This window comes from Kineosporia mesophila (assembly GCF_021129235.1).
Lineage (GTDB): Bacteria > Actinomycetota > Actinomycetes > Actinomycetales > Kineosporiaceae > Kineosporia > Kineosporia mesophila.
In genome coordinates this window covers 50,832-73,072 of the sequence record NZ_JAJOMA010000010.1, presented here as the reverse complement: position 1 = coordinate 73,072, position 22,241 = coordinate 50,832, and the positions used below count along the sequence as shown (strand labels likewise).

20 protein-coding genes are annotated in these 22,241 nt (G+C 69.9%); 1 reads left to right on the top strand and 19 read right to left on the bottom strand.

The genetic code is table 11. The features are described 5' to 3' along the window. Positions 1 to 29: 29 nt before the first annotated feature. From LR393_RS15720 to LR393_RS15670, 11 genes are all read right to left on the bottom strand, one after another. Positions 30 to 1,232, bottom strand: coding sequence for an O-succinylhomoserine sulfhydrylase (locus LR393_RS15720; RefSeq protein WP_231484666.1), 1,203 nt, complete (start codon positions 1,230 to 1,232; stop codon positions 30 to 32). Positions 1,233 to 1,321: 89 nt separating this feature from the next. Next, positions 1,322 to 1,738, bottom strand: coding sequence for a rhodanese-like domain-containing protein (locus LR393_RS15715; RefSeq protein WP_231484665.1), 417 nt, complete (start codon positions 1,736 to 1,738; stop codon positions 1,322 to 1,324). A 4-nt stretch (positions 1,739 to 1,742) separates the two neighbouring features. After that, positions 1,743 to 1,943 carry a DUF1737 domain-containing protein gene (locus tag LR393_RS15710; protein ID WP_231484664.1) on the bottom strand — a complete coding sequence of 67 codons (201 nt, stop codon included), beginning with the start codon at positions 1,941 to 1,943 and terminating at the stop codon, positions 1,743 to 1,745. A gap of 192 nt (positions 1,944 to 2,135) precedes the next feature. Continuing rightward, positions 2,136 to 2,792, bottom strand: a complete 657-nt coding sequence (locus tag LR393_RS15705) for a histidine phosphatase family protein (protein WP_231484663.1) — start codon at positions 2,790 to 2,792, stop codon at positions 2,136 to 2,138. Continuing rightward, positions 2,750 to 3,490: a zinc ribbon domain-containing protein gene (locus LR393_RS15700; protein WP_231484662.1), complete on the bottom strand. Its 741-nt coding sequence runs from the start codon at positions 3,488 to 3,490 to the stop codon at positions 2,750 to 2,752. The genes LR393_RS15705 and LR393_RS15700 overlap by 43 nt, the downstream gene beginning before the upstream one ends. A 57-nt stretch (positions 3,491 to 3,547) precedes the next feature. Beyond that, on the bottom strand, positions 3,548 to 4,726 hold the full coding sequence (locus LR393_RS15695) for a Nif3-like dinuclear metal center hexameric protein (protein ID WP_231484661.1): 1,179 nt from the start codon (positions 4,724 to 4,726) through the stop codon (positions 3,548 to 3,550). Positions 4,727 to 4,872: 146 nt separating this feature from the next. Continuing rightward, complete coding sequence (locus tag LR393_RS15690) at positions 4,873 to 6,621, bottom strand: glycoside hydrolase family 35 protein (RefSeq protein ID WP_231484660.1); 1,749 nt, start codon at positions 6,619 to 6,621, stop codon at positions 4,873 to 4,875. Beyond that, on the bottom strand, positions 6,614 to 8,173 hold the full coding sequence (gene arfA, locus LR393_RS15685) for an arabinosylfuranosidase ArfA (RefSeq protein WP_231484659.1): 1,560 nt from the start codon (positions 8,171 to 8,173) through the stop codon (positions 6,614 to 6,616). Before arfA ends, LR393_RS15690 begins: the two co-directional genes overlap by 8 nt. Positions 8,174 to 8,262: 89 nt before the next feature. Continuing rightward, positions 8,263 to 9,624 (bottom strand): ABC transporter substrate-binding protein, encoded by a 1,362-nt coding sequence (locus tag LR393_RS15680; protein ID WP_231484658.1) that lies wholly within the window; start codon positions 9,622 to 9,624, stop codon positions 8,263 to 8,265. 98 nt (positions 9,625 to 9,722) lie between these two features. Next, a complete protein-coding gene (locus tag LR393_RS15675) occupies positions 9,723 to 10,655 on the bottom strand; it encodes a carbohydrate ABC transporter permease (protein ID WP_231484657.1) in 933 nt (310 codons plus the stop codon). Between the two features lies 1 nt (position 10,656). After that, positions 10,657 to 11,583, bottom strand: a complete 927-nt coding sequence (locus LR393_RS15670; protein ID WP_231484656.1) for a carbohydrate ABC transporter permease — start codon at positions 11,581 to 11,583, stop codon at positions 10,657 to 10,659. A gap of 99 nt (positions 11,584 to 11,682) precedes the next feature. On the opposite strand from LR393_RS15670, the gene LR393_RS15665 reads away from it, so the two are divergent. Beyond that, positions 11,683 to 12,747, top strand: coding sequence for a LacI family DNA-binding transcriptional regulator (locus LR393_RS15665; protein WP_331282950.1), 1,065 nt, complete (start codon positions 11,683 to 11,685; stop codon positions 12,745 to 12,747). A 6-nt stretch (positions 12,748 to 12,753) separates the two neighbouring features. On the opposite strand, the gene LR393_RS15660 is transcribed toward LR393_RS15665, so the two are convergent. The 8 genes from LR393_RS15660 to LR393_RS15625 form a co-directional block, all read right to left on the bottom strand. Further along, positions 12,754 to 13,242, bottom strand: coding sequence for an LURP-one-related/scramblase family protein (locus LR393_RS15660; RefSeq protein WP_231484654.1), 489 nt, complete (start codon positions 13,240 to 13,242; stop codon positions 12,754 to 12,756). A 28-nt stretch (positions 13,243 to 13,270) separates the two neighbouring features. Then, the gene (locus tag LR393_RS15655) at positions 13,271 to 14,662 is read right to left on the bottom strand and encodes a hypothetical protein (protein ID WP_231484653.1); all 1,392 of its coding nucleotides are present in this window, start codon (positions 14,660 to 14,662) and stop codon (positions 13,271 to 13,273) included. Next, complete coding sequence (locus LR393_RS15650; RefSeq protein ID WP_231484652.1) at positions 14,659 to 15,243, bottom strand: hypothetical protein; 585 nt, start codon at positions 15,241 to 15,243, stop codon at positions 14,659 to 14,661. The genes LR393_RS15655 and LR393_RS15650 overlap by 4 nt, the downstream gene beginning before the upstream one ends. 5 nt (positions 15,244 to 15,248) lie before the next feature. After that, positions 15,249 to 16,049 (bottom strand): ATP-binding cassette domain-containing protein, encoded by an 801-nt coding sequence (locus tag LR393_RS15645; RefSeq protein ID WP_231484651.1) that lies wholly within the window; start codon positions 16,047 to 16,049, stop codon positions 15,249 to 15,251. 28 nt (positions 16,050 to 16,077) lie between these two features. After that, positions 16,078 to 16,863: a zf-HC2 domain-containing protein gene (locus LR393_RS15640; RefSeq protein WP_231484650.1), complete on the bottom strand. Its 786-nt coding sequence runs from the start codon at positions 16,861 to 16,863 to the stop codon at positions 16,078 to 16,080. After that, the gene (locus tag LR393_RS15635; RefSeq protein WP_231484649.1) at positions 16,860 to 17,396 is read right to left on the bottom strand and encodes an RNA polymerase sigma factor; all 537 of its coding nucleotides are present in this window, start codon (positions 17,394 to 17,396) and stop codon (positions 16,860 to 16,862) included. Before LR393_RS15635 ends, LR393_RS15640 begins: the two co-directional genes overlap by 4 nt. A gap of 70 nt (positions 17,397 to 17,466) precedes the next feature. Beyond that, positions 17,467 to 19,368 (bottom strand): putative bifunctional diguanylate cyclase/phosphodiesterase, encoded by a 1,902-nt coding sequence (locus tag LR393_RS15630; protein ID WP_231484648.1) that lies wholly within the window; start codon positions 19,366 to 19,368, stop codon positions 17,467 to 17,469. 264 nt (positions 19,369 to 19,632) lie between these two features. Further along, positions 19,633 to 21,969 carry a beta-glucosidase gene (locus LR393_RS15625; RefSeq protein ID WP_231484647.1) on the bottom strand — a complete coding sequence of 779 codons (2,337 nt, stop codon included), beginning with the start codon at positions 21,967 to 21,969 and terminating at the stop codon, positions 19,633 to 19,635. Positions 21,970 to 22,241: the final 272 nt, after the last annotated feature.

Sequence of the window (22,241 nt, the reverse complement as noted above, 5' to 3'; positions counted from 1 at the left end):
ACCGCCCGGGCCGGTCAGCGCTGTTCCGGTCAGCCCAGGGCGCGGTCGAGGTCTTCGAGCAGGTCGTCGATGTCTTCCAGGCCCACCGAGATGCGCACCGTGCCGTCGGTGATGCCGGCGGCGAGGCGGGCCTCGGGGGTGAGGCGGCGGTGGGTGGTGGTCGCCGGGTGGGTGGTCATCGACTTGGAGTCGCCCAGGTTGTTGGAGATGTCGACGATCTGGAGCCGGTCGAGGAAGGCGAACGCGGCGTCCTTGCGGCCCTCACCCGACCCCAGCTCGAAGGTGACGACCGTGCCGCCGGCGCTCATCTGCGTCTTCGCCAGCTCGTACTGCGGGTGGCTGGGCAGGTGCGGGTAGGTGACCCGGCCGACGCGGGAGTCGCCCTCGAGGAACTCCGCGATCCGCAGCGCCGAGACGCACTGGTGATCGACGCGCAGGCGCAGCGTCTCCAGGCCCTTCAGCAGCACCCAGGCGTTGAACGGGCTCATCGAGGGGCCCGTGTGGCGCATCAGGTTCTGCACCTTCTCGTTGATGAAGTCTTCCGGGCCGAGGATGGCCCCACCGAGCACGCGGCCCTGGCCGTCGATGTGCTTCGTGGCCGAGTAGACGACGATGTCGGCGCCCAGCTCCAGCGGCTTCTGCAGCAGCGGGGTGGCGAACACGTTGTCCACCACCACCTTCGCGCCCGCCGCGTGGGCCAGCTCGCTGACGGCCCGGATGTCGACCAGCTCCTGCGAGGGGTTGGACGGCGACTCGAAGAACACCGCCTGGGTGGGCACGCTCAGCGCCTTCTCCCACTGGGCCAGGTCGGGACCGTCGACGAACACGGTCTCCACACCCCAGCGCGGCAGGATCTCGTCGAGGATGACGAAGCACGAGCCGAACAGCGCCTTCGACGCCACGATCCGGTCACCGGCACCGAGCAGCGCGGCCAGGGCGTTGAACACCGCGGACATACCGGTGGCGGTGGCGAACGCCGCCGGGGCACCCTCGATGAGCCGCAGGCGCTCCTCGAACATCGACACCGTGGGGTTGCCGTAGCGCGAGTAGACGAAGTGGTCGAGCTCGCCCTTGAACGCGGACTCGGCCTCCCCCGCCGACTCGTAGGTGTAGCCCTGCGTCAGGAACAGCGCCTCGGACATCTCCGCGAAGTTCGACCGGACGAGGCCACCCCGCACGCTGAGCGTGGCGGGACGGCGGGTGTCGGGAGTATCGGGGGTGTCGTTGGTCATCTGCTCGTCTCTCGAAAATGGTGGACGTTCTGCGCACCCGGCGAGGATCCGCCGGGTTGCCGTGGGTGGCCGGGTTCGGACCGGCCGGGTCAGCCCTGCTTCCAGGGCAGGCCCCGCACCTTCCAGCCGGCCGAGTTGCCCCGGTGGTTCTGGCCGTCGGGCGGGCCCTCGAAGCCTTCCAGAATGTTGTACGCCTCGGTGTAACCGGCGGCCGTGGCGGCCTCGGCGGCGGCCACCGACCGCACCCCGGACCGGCACAGGAACAGCACCGGCGCGGACTTGTCGGCCGAGGCGGCACCCACCTGGTCGAGGAACGACCCGTTGCGCGCGCCCTCGGGGAAGGTCGTCCACTCCACCAGGGCCACGTCCTTGGCCAGGGCGGTCAGATCGGGCACCCCGACGTACGACCACTCGGCGCGGGTGCGTACGTCGACCAGCACCGCGGCCGGGTTCGACTGCACCAGCTCCCAGGCCTGCTCGGGGGAAAGATCACCGGCGTATGCCATGTCGTCATGCCTCCTGGATGTTGGCCACGGCGGGTGCGGGCAGGACCACGGCCTGCCCGGCGACCACCCGCTCGCCGTCGAAAGTCAGGGTGGGCGGACCGTACAGCTCGTACCCCTCGGCCAGCGCCGCACTGACACGTTCGCAGAACGAGCGGTCGTCGGGGCCGGTCAGCAACCTGTACCTGAGCCGCTCGTCGTCTGCCACGGATCCAGTTCTACCCCAGCCCCCTGACAGCCATAAGACCAGGACCCATTCGCATGCGTGATCAACCCGCCGGAACGAAGGCCCCGAGCCCTCGTCGAACCCCACCCAAACCTCCGTGATCATGCAGAACCTCCCCGGCGTTCTAGAACTGTGGCGGTAAGAGTTCTAGAACTCCAGGGAGGTTTTGCATGATCACGGAGAAGGAAAGGGGGTGGCGGCTGCGTTCACCGCTGCCACCTCGACCCCGCCGTCCGCCCAGTACCTCAGGGTTGTGACGCTGGCCGGGTCGATGCGCAGGCGCCAGAAGGCGGCCGGGCCGGCGTCGAGAGCGCTCGCGACCGCGGCGCGGATCGGGCCGGTGTGCGTGACCACGACCACCGACCGGCCGGCGTGCTCCGAGCGCAACCGGGCCACGGCGTCCGCAATTCGGCTCTGCAGGTCGAGCACCGACTCACCCCCCGGGGGCCTCGCCGCTGCGGACTCGCGCCACTGCGCGTACTCCTGGGGCCAGCGGGCGGCGATCTCCCGGTAGGACAGGCCGTTCCAGTCGCCCAGCCGTAGCTCGGCCCAGTCCGGCGCGACCCGCGACGGCAGGCCCAGCGCCTCGGCCGTCTGCCGGGCCCGCAGCATGGGCGAGGACAGCAGGACGCCGGTGGAGGGCAGGGACAGGGCCCGGGCCTCGGAGAGACCCGACGGGCTCAGCTGCGGGCCGACCTCGTCACCACCGCTGGGCACCCGGCCGGTGACCGCGGTGCTCGCGTGCCGGACCAGGCGCAGGGTGAGCGGCTCACCCAGGTCGGCTGTGCTCAGAGCCCGGATTCCGCCGTGCGCACCAGGATCCGGCTGCACTCCTCGCAGCGCACGACCTCGTTCTGCGGGGCGTTGCGGATCCGGGCCAGGTCGTTCGGCGGCAGGGTCATCCGGCAGCCCTCACAGCGGCGCTGGTAGAGCTTGGCCGCCCCGACGCCGTGGTTGCTCTCCCGGATGCGCTCGTACAGGGCGAGAAGATCTTTCGGGATGCCGGCGGCGGCGTTCTCGCGGTCGTGGGCCTCGGCGTCGCTCTCGTCGGTCAGGGCCTCGAGCGCCTTGTCGCGGGCGGCGGCCACCACGGCGACCTCGGCGACGACCTGCTCACGCTTCTCGGTGGCGCCCCGGACGGCCGCCTCGGCGGTCTCCTGGCGCTCCATCACCTCGAGCTCGGCGTCTTCCAGCACACCCTGCCGGTTCGCGAGACTCTCCAGCTCGTGCTGGATGGCCTGGAGGTCTTTGGAGTTGCCCTGACCGGAGTCGAGCCGGGCCTGGTTGCGCGCGACCCGCTGGCGCACCTGCTCGACGTCACCCTCGGCCTTGGTCAGGTCGCGGGCCGCGTCGGTGGCCACCGTACGGGCCTTGATCAGCACGTCGTCGACGTCCGCGAGCTTCTTCTCGAGCTCGGCGATCTTCGCGAGCTCGGGCAGCGAACGCTGCTTGTGCGCGATCTGGGTGAGCCGGATGTCGTGCGCCTGCACGTCCAGCAGCCGCCACTGATCCTGAGCCGCCGCGGTCACCACAGAAATAATCCTCCTAGCCGAAACATCCCCCCGGATACCCCCAGCTTAGGGGGTTCAACGGACCATGCTGCCCGGGCTCGGGACGCGGAAGGTCCACGGGTCGGTGCTGCGGGTGGAGACGAGCACCTCGACCGGCTGCCCGGCGTCGGCCAGGGCACCCTCCAGCCGGTTGGAAACACCGGCCAGCCAGGGCCATTCGCTGGCCCAGTGCGCCACGTCGACCAGGTAGGGCGGACCGTCGCCGGCCGTGTCGCGGGCCTCGGACGCCGGGTGGTGCCGCAGGTCGGCGGTGACGTAGACGTCGGCGTCGGCCGCGCGCACGGCGTCGAACAGCGAGTCACCGGCGCCCCCGCAGACCGCCACCCGGCGCACCTCGGCGGTCGGGTCACCGGCCACGCGCACCCCCTGGGACGTGCTGGGCAGGGCCTCGGCGACGAGCATCGCGAACTCGCGCAGGCTGGTCGGCTGCTCCAGCGTGCCGACCCGGCCGATCCCCCGGGGGCGCGACCAGGCGGCCAGCTCGTACAGGTCGACGGCGGGCTCCTCGTAGGGGTGCGCGGTACGCAGCGCGGCCAGGGCCTCGTGACGGCGGCGGCGCGGCAGCACCATCTCGATGCGGCGCTCCTCGACCGTCTGGCGCTCACCCGGCGAGCCGACCGCGGGACCGGCGCCGGAACCCGGCACGAAGGTGCCCGTGCCCACCGCGGTCCAGGCGCAGCGCCCGTACTCGCCGATCTCCCCCGCACCGGCCGCCGAGAGGGCGTCGAGCACCTTCTCCACGGCCGTCTCGGGCACGAAGGTGACGAGCTTGTCCACCGGGTCGGCGGGGTCGGCCGACAGCGGCACCAGGTCGGTCAGGCCGAGCACGCGAGCCAGGGCGTCGGAGACGCCCGGCGCGGCCGCGTCGGCGTTGGTGTGCGCGGTGTAGAGCGCGCAGCCGCCGCGGATGAGCTGGTGGATCGTGCGGCCCTTGGGCGTGGTGACCGGCACGCCGTGGACGCCGCGCAGCAGCAGCGGATGATGGGTGATGAGGAGGTCGGCGCGCCAGGCGAGCGCCTCTTCGATGACCGCCGGGGCCGGGTCGATCGCGAGCAGGATCCGGCGCACCTGCGCGCCCGGGTCACCGCACACGAGACCCACGGCGTCCCAGTCACGCGCCCAGGCCGGGTCGTACATCCGCTCCATGACGGCAATGACGTCGGAGAGGGAAGGAGAAACGGCTTCGGAGGTCACTCTCAGACTCTATCGGGCACAGCGCGTTCATGTGTCATGACTTGGCGTGGTCTTCGACAAGCGTCCAAAGACATTAGTCAAAGCTTCAGGAACCGGGTTCGGTGGGACGGGCGGCCAGTTCCGTCCCACCGGGGAACACCGGAAACTCAGAACTCGGTCTGCCCCAGGCGCAGTCCGTCGACGAACGATGCGGCGTCATCGTCGACCATGGCTTCGAGCTCGAGCACCACGAGGCGGTTCTTGCCCGCCCTCGTCACCGGGCCGGGTACGTACAGGGTCTGCGTGGGTCCCTTGCGCCAGTACCGCCCGAGGTTGAACCCGTTGATCCAGGCCAGCCCCTTACCCATGTCATCGGTCGTGAGGAACAGGTCACTCGGGGCGTCCAGCTCGAACTCGGCGGCCAGCACGGTGGGACCGTTGTCCGTCATCCGGCCGGAGAGATCCAGCGAGGGCAGGAGGTCCACGTCGAGCGGACGGGCCGTCCAGCCCAGAAGCTTCTCGCCGTTCAGCCAGGCCGGCCCGATGAGCCCCTTCGCCTCGCCCAGCCGTTCGCCGTAGTTCACCCGGCCCTGGTCCTCCACCAGGATCGACAGCGTGGAACCGGCGAGCGGCAGACGGATCGCCCGCTCGTGTGCGTCCCGCGCCATCACCCCGACCGGAACACCGTCGATGTAGACGTAGGCCCGGTCGCGCACCTCCTCCTCGATGACCAGCACGCCCGGCGCCCGGCCCTCGATCGAGGTCTCGTAGAGCACGAACCCGGTGTCCTGCCCGAGCTCCTCGTACGTGGGCGCGACGTCGGCGGCGACCGGCTCGCCCAGCGAGCCCACCGATCCCAGGAGGCCTGCCTTCTCCGTGAAGACCACCGAGAAACCAGGCGCCGGAGTCGCCTCCGCCGGCACCTCGTCCGGCACCGGCGCGTACTTGGCGATGGTCTTGCGGAACGCGTGGTACTTCGCGGTCGGGTTACCCGCCTCGTCCAGCGGGGCGTCGTAGTCGTACGACGTCACCAGCGGCACGTAGGCGCCCTTGTCGTTGGCACCGTTCGTCATCCCGAAGTTGGTGCCGCCGTGGAACATGTAGAAGTTCACCGAGCCGCCGGCCGAGAGGATCTCGTCCAGCGCGGTGTCGGAGTCCTCCACCGTGGTGGTGTGGTGGTGGAAGCCCCAGCTGTCGAACCAGCCGTTCCAGAACTCCATGCACATCAGCGGCCCGGTGGGCTGGAATTCCCGCAGCGTCCGGAACCGCTCGGTGCTGCGCGATCCGAACGACGCCGTCATGTGCAGACCGGGCAGGCTGCCGTCGGCGAGCATGTCCGGCTGCGGCTGGTCGATCGTGTTGAGCGGCACGGTGATACCGGCCTCGCGGGTGACGCGCGCCAGCTCGGCCAGGTACTCCTTGTCGGAACCGTAGGCGCCGTACTCATTCTCGATCTGGACCAGGAAAACCGGACCGCCCCGGTCGATCTGCAGCGGGGCGACGATCCGGTAGACGGACTCCAGGTACTCGGTGACCGCCTCCAGGTACTGCGGCTCGGAGCGGCGCAGACCGATGCCCGGGATGCGCAGCAGCCACGGCGGCAGGCCACCGTTGCTCCACTCCGCGCAGATGTACGGGCCGGGCCGCACGATCGCGTGCATGCCTTCCGCCGCCACCAGTTTCAGGAAGCGCTCGAGGTCCAGGCCGCCCTCGGTGACGAACTCGCCCCGCGAGGGCGAGTGCGCGTTCCAGGGCACGTAGGTCTCGATCGTGTTCAGGCCCATCAGGCGGGCCTTGTGGATGCGGTCGGCCCACAGGTCCGGGTGCACCCGGAAGTAGTGCAGGGCACCGGAGAGGATCTGGTAGGGCTCGCCGTCGAGAAGGAAGTCCTTCTCGCCGATGGTCAGCTCAGACAAGGGGGTTCTCTTTCACAGCGGCAGCCGGGCGCAGCGTGAGCACCGACCAGGAGATGGGGGGCAGGGTGAGCGACAGCCGGGTGGCGTCACCGGCGGTCGAGCAGTGGACGCCGTCGAGGGTCACGGGGGCGACCGGCTGCGAGGTCTGGGTGTTGGTGGAGAAGCGGTCTCCGCCCTCCGGCACCGTCAGCACCTGGGCGTCCTGGAGAATGAGGGACGCACCGGTCAGTTCGGTGGTCAGCGACACCGTTTCGGTGGTGGAACGGTTGACGACGAACAGCGAGACGGAACCGTCGTCGGCGACGACGCTCACCGCGTCCACCAATTCGACGTCACCGTACCGGCTCGTCCCGACAGTGGGCGCCGTGAGATCGGAGCGCACCACCCGGCCCCGGCCGCGGGCCGAGGTCAGGGCGAAGGGGAAGAAGGTGGTCTGGCGCCACGCCGGACCGTCGGGCTCGCAACGGATCGGGGCGATCACGTTGACCAGCTGGGCCAGGTTGGCCATCGACACCCGGTCGCTGTGCCGCAGCAGGGAGATCAGCAGCGAGCCGACGACCACCGCGTCGGTGACGTTGTACTCGTCCTCGATCAGGCGGGGGGCCTGCGGCCAGTCGCCGGAGAGCACGGAGTCCTTGTGGTTCTCGTTCCAGTCGCGCTGGTACCAGACGTTCCACTCGTCGACGCTGATCCCGATCTGCTTGTCCAGACCCAGCTCCCGCAGGACCTCGTCGATGATGCCCGCGACGGTGTCGAGGTAGCGGTCCAGCCCGGCCCCGGAGGCCAGGAAGCTGGCGGCGTCGCCGTCGAACTCCTCGTAGTAGGCGTGCACCGAGATGTGGTCGGCCAGCTCCGCGGTGTGCCGCAGAACGGTGCGCTCCCACTCCCCGAAGGTCGGCATCTCCATGTTCGAGCTGCCGGCCACCACGAGTTCGACCCGGTGGTCGAGAAAACGCATGTAGCGGGCGGTCTCGGCGGCCAGACGACCGTACTCGTCCGCCGTCTTGTGCCCGATCTGCCAGGGGCCGTCCATCTCGTTGCCCAGGCACCACAGGGTGATGCCGAACGGCTCGTCGGCGCCGTTGGTGCGGCGCTGCTCACTGAGGGCGGTACCGGCCGGGTGGTTGGAGTACTCCAGCAGGTCACCGGCCTCCAGAACGCCCCGGGTGCCGAGGTTCACGGCCTGCATCACCTCGACGCCGGCGCGCTGCGCCCAGCCCGCGAACTCGTGCAGGCCGACCTCGTTGGTCTCGGTGCTGTGCCAGGCCGCCTCCAGACGCACGGGCCGCTGCGCGAGCGGGCCCACCCCGTCCTCCCAGCGGTATCCCGACACGAAGTTGCCACCCGGGTACCGCGCCACGGTGACCCCGAGCTCGCGGACCAGCTCCAGGACGTCCTCGCGGAATCCGTGGGCGTCCGCGCTGGGATGACCCGGTTCGTAGATGCCCTGGTAGACGCACCGGCCCATGTGCTCGACGAAACCGCCGAACAACCGGGGCGGAACCGCCGCCACCGTCTCGCCGAGGTGGACCCGTAGGTCGACCGGGATCATCGCTTACCTCGTTCCTGCTGTTGCTCAGAGCGTTTTTGGGCAAAGAACGGGCCGGGCCATGGTGCAGCCCGGCCCGTTCTCGTGCAGAACTACTTGACGGTGAAGCCCTGCTGCTTCGCGTAGGTGTCGAGCGCAGCCTTCCACTTCGCCAGACCGGCGTTGATGTCGCCGTTCTTGGTGTAGGACTCCTTGCCGGCGGTGTCACCGAAGATGGTGAACGCGTACGCCTGGATCGGCAGGTAGTTCCAGTTCGGCGCCACGGTGCTGGCCGCAGCGGCCAGAACCTTGTTGACTTCCTGGTTGCCGAAGTACTTCGACTTGGTCTCGGTGAAGGCCGGGTCGCCGAGCTCGGCGGTGGTCGACGGGAATCCGCCGCTCTTCAGGAAGACCTCGATGCTGGCCGGGTCGTGGTTCAGCCAGCGGACGAACGCCGTGGCCAGGGCCGGGTTCTTGCTCTGCTTGATGACGGACTGCGCAGAGCCACCGTTCTCGGCCGTGACAGCGGTGGTGCCGTCGTAGGTCGGGATCGGCGCGACGGCCCAGTCACCGGACGCACCGGCGGCGTTGGCCTCCAGGTTGCCCGGCATCCAGGCACCCGTGATCAGCGAGGCGATGCTGCCGTCGGTCAGGCCCCGGAACCACTCGTCGGTCCAGCCCGGGGTGTCGGACAGCAGTCCGGCCGTGTGGAGCTGGTTCCACATCGTGGTGAACTTCTTGGTGCCCTCGTCCTCGAAGTTGACGTTGAGGGTGTTGCCGTCCACGTTGAACGGGTGGCCGCCGGCCTGCCAGATCATGCTGCTGGTGAAGCCGCCGTCACCGCTGTCCGCGGTGATGAAGTTCTTCGGGTTCTTGGCGTGGATCTTCTTCGCCGCGTCGATGTACTCGGCCCAGGTGGTGGGGGCCTTGGTGACACCGGCCTCGGTGAAGATCTTCTTGTTGTAGAACATCGCCATGGGGCCCGAGTCCTGCGGAAGGCCGTAGAGCTTGCCGTCGACCGAGACCGAACCCCAGGTCGAGGCCGTGTACGACGACTCGAGCTCGTTCAGGCCGTAGGTGTTCAGGTCGAGCAGCGAGTCCGACAGCGCGTACTGCGGCACCGCGTAGTACTCGATCTGGGCCACGTCCGGGGCGCCGGAACCGGCGTTGATCGCGTTCGTCAGCTTCGTGTACTGGTCCGTGTTGGTACCGGCGTTGACGAGCTTGACCTTGACCTTGGGATAGGCCTTCTCGAACGCGGCGACCTGGTCCTTGGCCGAGGGCGTCCAGCTCCAGTACGTGATCTCGCCACCCTTGGCGAGCGCGGCGTCGAGGTCGGACTGGGTACCGGCGACGGTTCCCTCGTCACTGCCCGAGCTGGAGCCGCCGCCACAGGCGGCCAGGGAGCCGAGCGCGAGGACGGCGCCGGTGACGACGACCAATCGCGTCAGGGGGTTACGGAACTTACGGGACATCGGGGGGTGTTCCCTTCACTTCGCTGTGGTACGGGAGCCCGGCGCAGGGGGGTACGCCGGGACGACGGGGAGTTGGCTGATCGCGTGGAGCAGCTACTTCAGGCCTTGACGCTTCCGGCAGACAGACCGGACTGCCACTGACGCTGCAGGACGAGGAACGCGGCGATGATCGGGATGATCGACAGCAGCGAACCGGTCAGGACCAGGTTGAAGATCGGCTGTGATCCGGCACTCTGGGCCTGGGCATTCCATTGGTTGAGACCGACGGTCAATGGGTACCAATCCGGGTCGCTCAGCATGATCAGTGGCAGGAAGTAGTTGTTCCAGGTCGCCACAGTAGTGAACAACAGCACCGTCACGATGCCGGGGGCCAGGAGCCGTATCGAAATTGTGAAGAAGGTCCTCAGCTCACCCGCCCCATCGACCCGCGCCGCCTCGAGAATCTCGTTGGGGACAGCCTCCACCGCGTAGGTCCACATGAGATAGAGGCCGAAAGGGCTGATCAGCGACGGGATGATGACGGCCCACGGGGTGTTCGTGAGGTCCAGCTTGCTGAACATCAGGAAGGTCGGGACGGCCAGGGCGGTACCGGGCACGGCCACCGCGCCGAGGACGATCGCGAACACCGCGCCGCGCCCCGGGAACCGGAACTTGGCCAGGCCGTAGCCGGCCAGCGTGGACAGCAGGGTGGCGCCACCGGCGCCGACCACCACGTAGAGCAGGGTGTTCAGGATCCAGCGGACGAAGATGCCGTCGTTGTACGACAGGGTGTCGCCGATGTTGGTGAACAGCGAGAACGAGCTGGAGAACCAGAGACCGAACGAGTCGAACAGGTCGGCCTGCGTCTTGGACGCGTTGATCACCAGCCAGACCAGCGGCAGCACGGTGTAGACCAGGAACGCGACCATGAGGATGGTCAGCGCGACGGACTTCTGGGCACCGGGACGACCCGGTTCCTTGGCCCCACGGGCGTGCCGGCTGGCCTTGTTACGACCGCGGGCCTGCGCCCGGGTGATGGTGGGTGAGCTCATCTCAGAGGTCCTCCGTCCGCGAACCGCGCAGCTGCACCACGTACGCGATGACGGCCGTGACGACACCCATCACGATCGCGACGGTGGCGGCGTAGTTCTGCTGCTGCCCGCTGAAGGCCAGGTTGTAGGCGTACATGTTCGGGGTGTAGTCGGTGGTGATGATGTTCTCCTTCAACGGCCGCAGGATGTTCGGCTCGTTGAAGAGCTGGAAGCTGCCGATGATCGAGAAGATCGTCGCGATCACCAGCGAACCCCGCAGGGCCGGCAGCTTGATCGCGCGGATGATCCAGAACTGGCCCGCACCGTCGAGTTCCGCGGCCTCGTAGAGCTCGGCCGGGATCGTCTTCAGCGTGGTGTAGAAGATCAGCATGTTGTAGCCGACGAACGACCAGGTGACGATGTTGCCGATCGAGACCAGGATCCAGCTGCTGGAGAACGGGTCCAGCCCGGTGCCGATGGCGTCGTTCAGCTGGCCGACGAGGCCGAACTGGTCGCCGTAGATGAAGCCCCACATCAGCACGGCCACGACGGCCGGCACGGCGTAGGGAAGGAAGAGGGCGATCCGGAACAGGTTCGCGCCGTAGAGCCGGGCGCTGTCGATCGCCATCGCCGCGCCGAGCGCGATGATCAGCATGATCGGGACCTGGATCACCAGGAACAGCAGGACGCGGATCAGCGAGTGCCAGAAGCTCGCGTCATGCAGGAGCTGCGTGTAGTTGTCGAGCCCGACGAAGCTGTTCCCGCCGATGAGCTGGTTGCGGAAGGTGCTCAGGTACACCGCGTAGGCCAGCGGCGCGATGAACACCAGAGCGAAGACAGCCATGAACGGTCCGACGAAAATCCAGCCACGCCAGTCCTTGCGCGACTTACGCCGTACCGGCGGCCGCGAGGGCGGGACCGAACGAACGGTGCCCGACGCCATCGTCATCTCTTTACCTCTCTGGAAAGAACACCAGAATGTTTACGTCAACATTTTGGTGTGGGGAAGCTAGCATGTTTACGTGAACATGACCAAGGGCCGACGACGATGACGCCTCCGGAAGACACGGTAGAAGCACACGAAAGCCCCACCGTGGAACCAGGAATTCGCCGACGTGGCCCATCCATGGCGGACGTGGCCCGGGAGGCCGGAGTCTCCGGGCAGACAGTCTCCCGCGTGGCGAACGGTCGATCGAACGTGGACGAGGGCACGCGCAGTCGCGTACTGGATGCGATGCGCAAGGTCGGCTACCACCCGAACAATGCCGCTCGCGCTCTGCGACTGGGCCGTTTCGGCAACATCGGCGTGATCATGTTCACGCTCTCGTCGTTCGGCAACATGCGCACGCTGGACTCCATCGCCATGGCGGCGTCGGACCACAACTACTCGCTCACGCTGATACCCGTTCGGCGCCCCTCACAGAAAGACGTGACCCGGGCCTTCGCGCGGCTGCACCGTCAGGCGGTCGACGGCGTCATCATCGTCATCGAGACTGCCCTCATAGACACCGCTGAGGTGCACTGGCCCGCAGGCCTGCCGGTCGTGGTCATCGACGCCGGGGCCGATCTCCCGCACCCGATCGTCGACACCGACCAGTCCGAGGGCGCCCGGCTGGCCACCGAGCACCTGCTCGATCAGGGTCACTCGACGGTCTGGCACGTGTCCGGGCCGGCGAACTCCTACTCGGCCACCCGCCGCCGGCAGTCGTGGTCCGACACCCTCCGGCACCACGGCCGATCAGTGCCGGCACCGGTCGACGGCGACTGGACCTCCGACTCCGGCTACCGGGCGGGGCTCGTACTGGCCGAGAACAGCGACGTCACCGCGGTCTTCACCGCCAACGACCAGATGGCGCTGGGAGTGCTGCGGGCCCTGCACGAACGCGGGCGGGCGGTACCGGGCCAGGTCAGCGTGGTGGGCTTCGACGACATGTCCGAGTCGAAGAACTTCTGGCCGCCGCTGACCACCGTGCGGCAGAACTTCGAGGGGGTCGGGCGGCGCAGCGTGGAGATGCTGCTGCACGGGATCCGGCACGGCACCAGCACGCCCGCGAACGTGCTGGTGCCCACCCACCTGGTCCGGCGGGAGAGCACGGCTCCCCCGGCTTCCTAGACCTGCCTAGTCGTCGTCCTTCTTGCTGGAGCCCGCCATGTCAAGAGCCAGGACGGAGGCGAGGATCAGCAGGTGGTCCTCGCCCTCGGCGACCCGCACGGCATAGGTGTCACGGATCCTGAACCACCGCTTGGACACGTTCGCGACCTCCCGGCCGCCCCGTTCGACCGAGTACTCGTGGTCGAGCAGGTTGCCCTTCATCGTCAGGTCGTCCGGTCCGGGCACGTCGATGGTGAAGCGGTCACCGAACGGGGTGAAGAACTTCTTCTTCACCTCGGCGGCCTTCTGGTCGCCCACGGTGATCGTGTAGGTCTCGCGCAGGGAGATCAGCTGCCGGTGCACCGAGGCCACCTCCTGGCCGGAGGGGTCCTCGATCACCAGCCGCCCACGCAGACTCAGGACCTTGCCGTCGACGTGCAGCACCGGACGGCCGTCCTCGTCGGTGATGTCGAAGTCGTCACCGATGTCGAAGAAACGTTCCTTGATCAGGTACATGCCGTTCATTGTGCCGCGAGCTCATCCGTCACGCCTTCCCCAGTGCCATGAGCGCCGCCATGGCCTCCGGGCGGCAGGTCCGGGTCATCGTCCAGACCTGACCCACCAGGGCCGTCTGCCGGGCCTCGGGCAGGGCCCGCAGGGCCTGGATCGCCCGGTCGGCCTGGTCGATCTCGTCGGGCCCCCAGATCAGCACCGTGCGGTCGCCGAAGTTGTCGTCCGGGTGCGGCTCGAGCAGCGATCCGGCCCCGGCCAGCCAGGCCCCGACCACGGCCACGCCCAGGTAGTAGTCGTCCTCGATCGTGCTGACGTCACAGTCCGGTGCGAATGCCTGATCGGCCAGACCCTGCTGGAAAGCCGCGACGCTGAAGCCCTCGTCCGAGCGGTAGGTGGCGTAGGCGTCGGTGAAGGAGATCGTGTCGGCGGGACCCGTCACGGGCAGGCCGGACCGGTCGTCCATCATCGTCTCAGCCGCCCGGGTGGGCGCGCCGGGCACGACGGTCAGGCGGGTCAGCACCTGCTGGGCCGGGGCGGTGATCTCGTCCAGCTGGTAGTCGTGCACCGCGATGACGCAGACCGACGGCCCGGCGTCGGTGCAGCGCGGTACGAGCGCCCGGGCGTCGTCGGCCAGGGCGGCGCCGCTCGTCGCGGGAAGCAGCAGCGCGGCCCCGGCCAGTCCGGCCACCGCCGGGACCAGAGCCGGTGCGATCCCCCGGCGACCGACCGAGGCCAGCAACAGGCCGGTGGCGGCCAGACCCAGCAGCGCGATCGTCTGGAGCAGGCCGATCCGGCCGGTCACGGTCTCGAAGTCCTGCACGGTGAAGGTCCAGACCGGGGTCAGCCACAGGGCCGGTGGCACCGAGTCCACGTCGAACGAGGAGTCGTGCACGAGCATGGGCCCGATCCCCGTGAGACCGGCCGTCAGCACCACGAGCACCGGGATCACGATCAGCCGGGGCAGGGCGCGGCCGGCGGCCAGGCCGAGCCAGCCGGCGGCGACGAGGGAGAGCGCCCCGACGGCCGTCAACGACAGCGTGGCCACCGGGAAATAGCCGGCGCGGCCGAGCACGAAGGGCATTCCCGCCGCGAAGCCGGCCAGGTAGGCCGCCGCGACCAGCCCGGCCAGGCCGATCGCCAGCGGCCGGATCCGCCCGGCGCGGGGCCGGGGGGTACTGGCGAGCAGTTCGCCCAGATGATGGCGGTGCTCCCGCATCCCCAGCCAGGCCCCGCCGCCGACGACCAGGGGAAGAGCCAGCTGCAGCACCGTGCGCACGGCGACGGCGAGCCGCAGCCACCGCCCGTCGTAGTAGGAGGTGGAGGCGATCATCAGGGCCGCCGCGGGCACGGCCACGAGCAGTGCCACCGGCACGACGCCCGAACGTCGTGTCTCGATGCCGATGATCCGGTTCAGAGAGGTCACGCCGCACGCTCCGGGCATCCGTAGAAGGTGTAGGCCGTGGCTCCGGCGACCGCCAGTACCGCGGCGCAGACGGTCGCGGCCGTGGTGCCCGAGGTCTGCACGGTCCAGGTCGCCGCCTGGGTCAGGACGTCCGGGCTGGGCCCGCTGAACGGGAGCACCCCGATCAGGGTCCACACCGCCGCCCCGAGCCAGGACAGGTCGGGCCCGAGCACGACGGCGCCGAGCGCCGTCAGGCCGAGCAGGCCGACGACGTTGCGCAGCACGACCGGGAAGGGTTCGAAATGGGCGGGGCCCAGACGGGTGGCCAGCGCCAGGGCCACGAGCACGCCGAGGGCCAGCAGCAGGTGCAGGGCGCGGCGCCGCGGCCAGTGGTGGGCCGCCGGCCGGTTCAGCTCCTCGTCGACGGTGCCGAGGGTGAGCCCGAGCACCGCCGCACCCAGCATGACGCTCGTCGTCATCAGCCGGTCGCTGACCGTGGGGTCGTCGCTGAACACGGCCCAGAGCAGACAGGCGAGCGCCACGGAGGCGAGCGCGACGAACAGCGACCGGGGTACCTGCCGGGACCGGGCGTAGAGCGTCATCCACCTCATCGGACGGCCTGCTCACGGTAGCGGCCCAGCACCGTGGCGTAGCCGCGCTCGGTCGGGCTGTCGCCGGGAGCGCTGTCGGCCCCGGCGGCGGCGAGCTCTTCGGGCGTGCCGGTCCAGGCCGTGCGGCCCTCGTGGATCATCACCACGTCGGTGCAGGCCGCCGCCACGTCCTCGACCAGGTGGGTCGACACCAGCAGGCAGCTCTCGACGCCGAGAGTGCGCAGCAGGTCGCGGAAGTCGAGGCGCTGCTCGGGGTCCAGGCCGACGGTCGGCTCGTCGAGCAGCAGCACCGCGGGGTCGTTGACGATGGCCTGGGCGATGCCGGCCCGGCGCAGCATGCCGCCCGAGAGCGACTTCATTTTCGCGTCGGCCTTGGCCTCCAGCCCGACCCGCTCGACCGCGCGCTGCACGGCCCCCGGGATATCTTGCGCGGGCGTCTCTTTCAGCCAGGCCACGTACTCGACGAACTCCCGCACGGTGAATCGCGGGTAGTAGCCGAACGCCTGGGGCAGGTAGCCCAGGTCGCGGCGGATCCCGCGCAGCCGGGAACCGCGCGACACCTCGGCGCCGAGCAGGCTCAGTTCTCCTCCGGCGGGCTGGATCACGGTGGCGAGGCAACGCATCAGGGTGGTCTTCCCGGCGCCGTTGGCACCGAGCAGGCCGTGCACACCGATGCCCAGGCTCAGGTCGAGACCGTTGACGGCCTGGTGCCGGCCGGCCTTGACCGTGAGATTGCGGGCCTCGATCGACCATCGGTAGGTCTGCGGCGCGATGTCGGCCGCGCGGACGGTACGCATGAAGGGCTCTCCAGGTAGTAGGTCTTGCTCAGTGCGAGAAATCGCCGCGGTGTCGGAGCTGGGCCCCGAGAACGGCGACGAGGGCGGCCGTGACGAGGGCCCACCAGATCTGGCTGCCGGCGGTCAGTACTGCCGGTGCGTGCCGGGTCTGCAGACTGGGCACGACCACGGCCGCCGCCCAGATCACGCCCAGGGCGACGGCGGCCCGGTCCACCCCGCCCACCAGCGGTCCCCCCAGCAGGCTGCCGGCGGTCAGCGCCAGGGCGGGCAGCAGCCACACCGCCGGGGAATGACCGGTCAGCAGACCCGCCACCGTGAGAACCGGCAGCAGGGCGAGCATCATGGCCAGCGTCCGGCGTAACAGCAGCCACAGTCCGCCGCGGGGTGCGGAACTCGTCAGTTCCCAGGCCGGGTCCAGGGGCCGGCTCCACACCGCGGCCACCGGGATGAGCGGGACGACCGGGGCCAGAAGCATGACCAGCGAAGGCATCTGGGGATAGACCCGGTCCAGGCCCAGCGCCATCAGCACCAGCACCACGGCCGAGACGGGCCAGGGCCAGAGCCGGGCCGTCGTCGTCAGACGGCGCCCACGGCTCACCGGGACGGGGGCGGGCCCGCCCCCGATCGCGGCGTCGATGCCCACGGACGCCCGGTCGAGCAGCCCGTGAAGGTCCGGTGCCAGCGCCGCGGCCAGGCCGGACCGGCAGCCCGCACACGACTCGAGGTGAGCCTCCAGGGCCCACACCGTCGCGTCGTCCACCCCGCGGTCACCGGTCGCGTAGCGGGCGATCAAGGACGGAGCCGGGTGAGTCATGACAGTGCCTCCCTCAGGGCGGTACGTGCCCGCCGGGCCCGGGTCTTCACGGTTCCCTCCGGCAGGCCGAGCAGGATCGAGGTCTCGCGCACCGTCAGGCCGTCGAGCACCATGGCGGTGAGCACGCGACGCAGCTCCGGGGGCAGATCGAGCAGAGCCTGCTCCAGACCCCCGCCCAGTCCGCCGGCCAGGGCCTCGTCCTCGGCGGCCGGGGCCACCGGCTCCGCCGTGGTCACCGGTACGCGGGCCTGCCGGGTCTGGGCCCGGAACCCGTCGACGAGCCGCCGGGCGGCGATCGTCCACAGCCAGCCCAGGGCCTGCCCCTCGGCCGCCACCGGGGCCAGGCTGCCCGCCGAGCGCCAGACCGCCACGTAGGTGTCCTGGACCACTTCGGACAGCAGCTCCGGGTCGGCACAGCGACGCCGCAGCCGCACCGTCAGCCAGGGAGCCGTCCGGCGGTAGAACTCGTCGAAGGCCGCCCGGTCACCCCGGGCGACCCGGCGTAACAGCTCACCCTCGGATCTCTCGTCCACACCAGGAGAGTCGACGGCGGTCCGGTTCCCGGTTCTCTACCGAGCCGTGATCTGGATCACAGGAGCGGGATCAGCGCCGTGGCCCCAGGGCCTCGGGCAGCACCGCGGTGGGCAGCCACTCGGTGAAGGCCTCCGAGCCGGCGAGCGGCTTGGAGATCAGCCAGCCCTGCAGGGTGTCGCAGCCCATGTCGGCGAGCCGCTCGGCCTGCTCGTTCGTCTCCACACCCTCGGCGCAGACGCTCATGCCCAGCGAGTGCGCGGTCTCGATGACCAGCCGGGCGAGCACGCTGTCGGTGGAGGCCTCCACGGCGATCTTGTCGATGAACGACTTGTCGATCTTCACCACGTCGGCCGGCAGGTCGCGCAGCATGGTCAGCGACGAGTACCCGGTGCCGAAGTCGTCCAGCGCCACGGTCACCCCCAGGTCGCGGATCTCCTGGAGGTTCTTGGCGGTGGCGTGCATGTCACCGATCACCGCGGTCTCGGTGATCTCCAGGCACAGCGTGCGCGGCAGCAGGCCGGAGTCGACCAGGGCCTCGGCCACGTCCCGCACGAACGAGGGCTGGGACAACTGCACGGCGGACACGTTGACGGTGACCTTCATCCGGCGCCGGATGCCGTCCGCCGACTCGAACATCGGCCAGGTGGCGGCTTCCTGGCAGGCGGTGTTCAGGGCCCAGCGACCGAGGTCGATGATCAGGCCGGTCTCCTCGGCGAGCTTGATGAACACCACCGGCGACACCGGGCCGAGCTCGGCGTCCTCCCACCGGGCCAGCGCCTCGGCCCCCACGATGCGGTTGCTGGCCAGCTCGGCCAGCGGCTGGTAGTGCAGGCGCAGCTCCCCGGCCGCGATGGCCTGGCGCAGCCGGCGCTCCATGTGGTGCCGCGCGCGCAGCTCGGTCTGCGAACCCCGGGTGGCCAGCACCTCGGCGTCGAAGTGGGTGACCCGGCCCCGGCCGTGCGACTTGGACTGGAACATCGCCAGGTCGGCCTGCGAGACCAGGTCCTCCAGGCTGACCCCGGAGGAGATCATCGAGTCCGCGCCGGCCACGCCCACGCTGGCGCCGATGCTGGCCACCGCGTCGACCTGCTGGCCGTCGCCGTGGTCGACCGTGACGCTGAACGGGATCGAGGCCTCGTGCACGATCCGCTCGGCCACCGTGCGCGACTCGTCGGGGGTCAGGGCCCCGGCGAGCACCATCGCGAACTCGTCACCGCCGAGCCGGGCCACCCGGTCGTCGGACCGGGCGATGTTCTGCAGCCGCTCGGAGAAGATCCGCAGCACCTGGTCGCCGACGGCGTGCCCGAGGCTGTCGTTGACGTCCTTGAACCGGTCCAGGTCGATGTAGAGCACGGTCACGTCGCCGGACCGGGCGTCGTGGCCCCGCATCCACTCCATCAGGGAGGCCCGGTTCGGCAGACCGGTGAGGACGTCGTGGCGGGCCTGGTAGGCGTAGCTGTACGAGAGCGCGCGGAACAGGGTGGTCACCGAGACCGTCATCAGGGCGCCGTCGGCAGCGATGACACCGACCGTGGTCACCGAGGCCTCCTCGCCGGGGGCCTCGTCGGTGACCACGGCCGCGGCCGCGTCGATGCTCGTGTCGGCGGTCAGGAACATGCTCGGTACGTCGTCCAGGTCGGCCAGGGTCATCCGCTTGAACACCGACCGGCCGTAGCCCAGGGCACTCGAGACCCACCGGTCGAACCAGGCGCGGTCCACCACGATCGGGCCCGCCTCCAGCGGGACGACGACGGTGGTCGTGCGCGGGTTGCCCCGGAACCAGTCGTCCAGCTCCGAGACCCGCATGTCCGGCGACATGGTCACGGCCGGCACGGCGATGTCCGCCAGGATGGCCTTCGCCCAGCCGGCCAGGGGCGCCGGCTGGGAGACCGCCTGATCCGGCAGCCGATGTCGTCCCCGGCGGGGACGGCCGGTCGCCTGGGCCCACGGCATGGCCGGTGCCACCGCCACGTCGCTTCCCCTTCCGGACAGGACACAACTGCTCGCAATTCCCGTCGTCCGCCCACCCGTCCGCGATGATCCGCCGAAGGAATGACACCCGACCGTGTGACGGTAACGCTCAGGAGGGGGTTCTGTGCATCGTCCGGGGGCCAACTGAGGTGGAAACCACCATCGCAAAAGTAGTCAAGTGGGGCGCTTTCCGGTTTGCCTCCTCCGAATCCGGTTTCGTTTCGTGATACGGACCGGCGGCCGGCCCCCGAACGGCCGCCGGGTCTACGCCTTCCGCACGCTCCCCAGCTCCACCGGCGTCCGCAGCTCCCGGTCGTGGCCGACCACCCGGCGCTCGCCGGCCAGCCGCACGGTGCCGGCCAGGGGCAGGTCCCGCGACGACGTGCCCACCGCCACCCCGATCTCCCCGGGTTCCACCACCCGGATCAGGTCCCGCCCGACCAGGGCGGTACGGTCGGCGTGCACCGTGAACGTCACCGGCACCGCCTCCCCCGGCTCCAGCCGCACCCGGGCGAACCCCGCCAGCCACCGGACCGGCCGGACCACGGTGGCCACCGGGTCGCTCAGGTAGAGCTGCACCACTTCCGTCCCGGGTCGGTCACCACGATTGTGGACGACGACCCTCACCTCGAACGCTCCGTCGGTCGGGATCTCCGCCGCGTCGATGCCGAACTCCTCCAGCCCGAACGCGGTGTAGGAACGGCCGTACCCGAACGGGTAGAGCGGCGTCACGTCGACGCTGCTGATCGAGCTGGGCTCCCCCAGCGGTGGCTGGAGGTAGGTGTACGGCTGACCGCCCGGGCGGCGCGGGATCTGCACCGGCAGCCGGCCGCCGGGCTCGACCCGCCCGGACAGCACCCCGGCCAGCGCGGCGCCGCCCTCGGCGCCGGGCATGAACGCCTGCACCAGACCGGCGGCGAGCGGTTCGACGTCACCCAGCGCGTACGGCCTCCCCGACACCACGACCACCACCACCGGCGTGCCGGTGGCCAGTACCGACGTCACCAATTCCGGCTGTCGACCCGGTAGCCGCAGGTCGTCGACGTCGCACCCCTCCCCCGACGATCCGAGCCCGAACATCCCGGCCAGGTCACCGACGAAGGCGATCACCAGGTCGGCCCCGGCCGCCGCGCTCACGGCCGCCTCCAGACCCGAGGCGTCGTCACCCATCACCTGGCACCCGGCCTCGTGCACGATCTGCGCCTGCGGGAACTCGGCGCGCAGGGCATCCAGCGCGGTCGGAATCGGGATGCCGAAACCTCCCTCGTGCTCCGGAAACTTGGGCAGGACGTGGTTCGGGAAGGCGTAGCAGCCCATGAAGGTGCGCGCGTCGTCGGCGCACGGGCCGACCACCGCGATCCGGTTCGGCCCGGTGACGGGCAGGGCCGTTCCCGGATCGAGGAGCACGATCGAGGTCTCGGCGATCCGGCGGGCGATGTCGCGGTTGCCCGGCGGGTCGAGATCCACGCCGGACGCCGGGGCCGGCTCCCATCCCTCGTCGAGCAGTCCGAGCTCGGCCTTCTGCGTGAGCACGCGACGGACGGCGCGGTCGATCAGCTCCTGCGGCACCTCCTTCGCGCGCACCAGCTCGGGCAGGTGGGCGAAGCAGATCGTGTCGGGCAGTTCCACGTCGACGCCGGCCCGCAGGGTCACCGCCGCCGCCCCGGCGTAGTCCTCGACGATCCGGTGCATGCCGGCCAGGAACGGGGTGGCCCAGTAGTCCGAGACCAGGGTGCCGGCGAATCCCCAGTCGTCGCGCAGGATCTCGGTGAGGAGCCAGGTGTCCGCCCCGGCCGGCACCGCGTCCACGTCGGAGTAGGAGTGCATCACCGACCCCACGCCCGCGGCCACCGCGGCCTCGAAGGGCGGCAGGATCAGGTCGAGCAGCTCACGCCGGCCGATCGAGACCGGGCCGTGGTTACGCCCGGTGCGGGAGGCCGAGTACCCGGCGAAATGCTTGAGCGTGGCGATGATCCCGTGGCCCTGGAGCCCGCGCACGTAGGCGGTCCCGAGTTCGGCGACCAGGTAGGGGTCTTCCCCCAGCGTCTCCTCCACCCGGCCCCAGCGGTAGTCCCGCACGACATCCATCAGCGGCGACAGCCCCTGATGTACGCCCAGTTCCGCCAGATCCCGGCCGATCGCCGCAGCCATCTCCCCGACCAGCTCCGGGTCGAAGGTCGCGGCCCAGGCGATGGCGGCAGGGTAAACCGTTGCGCCGTAGGTGGTGACGCCGGTGAGGCACTCCTCGTGGGCGATCGCGGGAAGGCCGAACCGCGACGCCCCCATCACGACCCGCTGCTGCCGGGCCAGTTCCGCGGCACCCTGCGCCGGGCTGACGGGAGCACTTCCGTAGACCCGGGTGAGATGCCCCAGGCCGTGCCGGGCCGCCTCCTCGAGCGGAACGCTCGCCTCCGCCGCGAAGGTCTGCTCCATCGGGGCTGTCGAGGCGTCGTCCTCACTCACCGTGCCCGACGGCGTGTTCCCGACCCAGCGGCTGCCGAGCTGCCCGGTCTTCTCCTCGACGGTCAGGCGGGCGAGCAGGTCGTCGACCCGTTCACCGACAGCTCGTGCCGGGTCGCGCCAGAGTTCGGTAGGTTCCACCACTCACTCCCTCGTGAGGTGCTTCGAAAAGTTTTCGATGGCCGGTACCTGCGCCGGCCGTCAAAATAGCTCGAAGACAAGCATTTTTCCGTTCGCCGACGGATTCACTGTCCTCGACCGGAGGTTGGCTTTCAAGGGTTGACATCGCACAGCAGCGAAACTAGTTTTCGAGAACTTCCGACATTTCCGGCGCTCTTTCAGGCCCTTGGGGCGCCGACCCTGAGCCAGCTCGACGAAGACCTTTTCAGCGCACCGGGGCGCCCGGCGAGCGA

What these genes read in the sequence shown, in the direction of transcription:
- LR393_RS15650 (WP_231484652.1), bottom strand. Translation starts at nt 15,243, where the DNA reads ATGACGCTCTACGCCCGGTCCCGGCAGGTACCCCGGTCGCTGTTCGTC.
- LR393_RS15720 (WP_231484666.1), bottom strand. Translation starts at nt 1,232, where the DNA reads ATGACCAACGACACCCCCGATACTCCCGACACCCGCCGTCCCGCCACG.
- LR393_RS15665 (WP_331282950.1), top strand. Translation starts at nt 11,683, where the DNA reads ATGACGCCTCCGGAAGACACGGTAGAAGCACACGAAAGCCCCACCGTG.
- LR393_RS15645 (WP_231484651.1), bottom strand. Translation starts at nt 16,049, where the DNA reads ATGCGTACCGTCCGCGCGGCCGACATCGCGCCGCAGACCTACCGATGG.
- arfA (WP_231484659.1), bottom strand. Translation starts at nt 8,173, where the DNA reads ATGATCCCGGTCGACCTACGGGTCCACCTCGGCGAGACGGTGGCGGCG.
- LR393_RS15660 (WP_231484654.1), bottom strand. Translation starts at nt 13,242, where the DNA reads ATGTACCTGATCAAGGAACGTTTCTTCGACATCGGTGACGACTTCGAC.
- LR393_RS15680 (WP_231484658.1), bottom strand. Translation starts at nt 9,624, where the DNA reads ATGTCCCGTAAGTTCCGTAACCCCCTGACGCGATTGGTCGTCGTCACC.
- LR393_RS15715 (WP_231484665.1), bottom strand. Translation starts at nt 1,738, where the DNA reads ATGGCATACGCCGGTGATCTTTCCCCCGAGCAGGCCTGGGAGCTGGTG.
- LR393_RS15675 (WP_231484657.1), bottom strand. Translation starts at nt 10,655, where the DNA reads ATGAGCTCACCCACCATCACCCGGGCGCAGGCCCGCGGTCGTAACAAG.
- LR393_RS15670 (WP_231484656.1), bottom strand. Translation starts at nt 11,583, where the DNA reads ATGACGATGGCGTCGGGCACCGTTCGTTCGGTCCCGCCCTCGCGGCCG.
- LR393_RS15640 (WP_231484650.1), bottom strand. Translation starts at nt 16,863, where the DNA reads ATGACTCACCCGGCTCCGTCCTTGATCGCCCGCTACGCGACCGGTGAC.